The organism is Pseudomonas sp. P5_B2, from assembly GCF_056400445.1.
In genome coordinates this window covers 1-1,039 of sequence record NZ_JBFULH010001079.1, presented here as the reverse complement: position 1 = coordinate 1,039, position 1,039 = coordinate 1, and the positions used below count along the sequence as shown (strand labels likewise).

The window sequence follows — 1,039 nt, the reverse complement described above, 5'->3', positions numbered from 1 at the left end:
CTCCTGGAGGAACGCGGTTAAATGTGGGAGCGGGCTTGCTCGCGAAAGGGCCCTTAAAGGCGACGCATCCCGATATGTGGAATGCCATCCTCGACATACTCCTCCCCCGCCACTACAAACCCATACCGCCCGTAATACCCCTGCAAATGCGCCTGGGCCGACAGATAAACCGGCGTTTCCGGCCAGTGCTTCTCGGCCTGCTTCAACGCCTGCGCYATCAGTTCATGCCCTATGCCGGCGCCACGTGCCGTCGGGGCAACAATCACCCGGCCAATCACCACATCGCCACCCTGCAATTGCGGGTCGAGCAATCGCAGATAGCCCACCAGCCGGTTCTCGTCCCACGCCATCAAATGGCGGGTGTCACCGTCCAGATCCTGGCCATCGATGTCTTGATAGACGCATTTCTGCTCGACGACGAACACCTCGACGCGCAATTGCAGAATGGCGTACAGCTGTTCTTTACCGAGGTCGCTGTGGTGTTTACAGATCCAGTCAATTGTCATTTTCACGTTCCTTGAACATCGTCGCTCCGATACTAAGCGTCCTGAGGGCCGTTGTCTTTATGGCAGGAAAATCTGTGACAAAGGCCAAAATGCCATCGTTCATTTCGCGCGGCGCTGTCTTCTTTGTGTAATCTTCGATGAAGCGCTGTGCTGTGGCTTTCATGAGCTACGTTGGTACCTGGCTGCCGGTACATGGGTCTTGGAGTTTGGGCTGAAAAAACACCGCCGGGTAACCCTCCCGCTAAGGATTTTCTAGCATGCCGCGATTGCATCGAGCTTCTGCTTTGATCGTATTGCTGTTGCTGACACAGGGCGCTGCAGCGGAAAAGCTGCGTCTGGTCGCCGATGCCTGGCCACCCTTTACCGACGCCACGCTGGTCAACGGTGGATTGGCGACAGACATCGTCAGTACCGCGCTGGCCCGGGCGGGTTATGCCAGTGATTTCGAACAGGTGCCTTGGGCGCGAGCCATGATGGGTGTGGGCGAGGGGCGCTATGACGTGCTGGTCAACGCCTGGTACAACGCCTGGTAC

General features: G+C 57.5%; 2 protein-coding genes and 1 pseudogene. 1 reads left to right on the top strand and 2 read right to left on the bottom strand.

What is annotated here, in order from left to right:
• Positions 1-53: 53 nt before the first annotated feature.
• Together AC1DRJ_RS29310 and AC1DRJ_RS29305 are read right to left on the bottom strand one after the other, a co-directional pair.
• Positions 54-506 carry a GNAT family N-acetyltransferase gene (locus tag AC1DRJ_RS29310; RefSeq protein WP_477805203.1) on the bottom strand — a complete coding sequence of 151 codons (453 nt, stop codon included), beginning with the start codon at positions 504-506 and terminating at the stop codon, positions 54-56.
• Positions 496-669 (bottom strand): hypothetical protein, encoded by a 174-nt coding sequence (locus AC1DRJ_RS29305; RefSeq protein WP_477805202.1) that lies wholly within the window; start codon positions 667-669, stop codon positions 496-498. The genes AC1DRJ_RS29310 and AC1DRJ_RS29305 overlap by 11 nt, the downstream gene beginning before the upstream one ends.
• A 94-nt stretch (positions 670-763) precedes the next feature.
• On the opposite strand from AC1DRJ_RS29305, the pseudogene AC1DRJ_RS29300 reads away from it, so the two are divergent.
• Positions 764-1,039 (top strand): annotated as a pseudogene (locus tag AC1DRJ_RS29300) (amino acid ABC transporter substrate-binding protein); the annotation flags it as partial.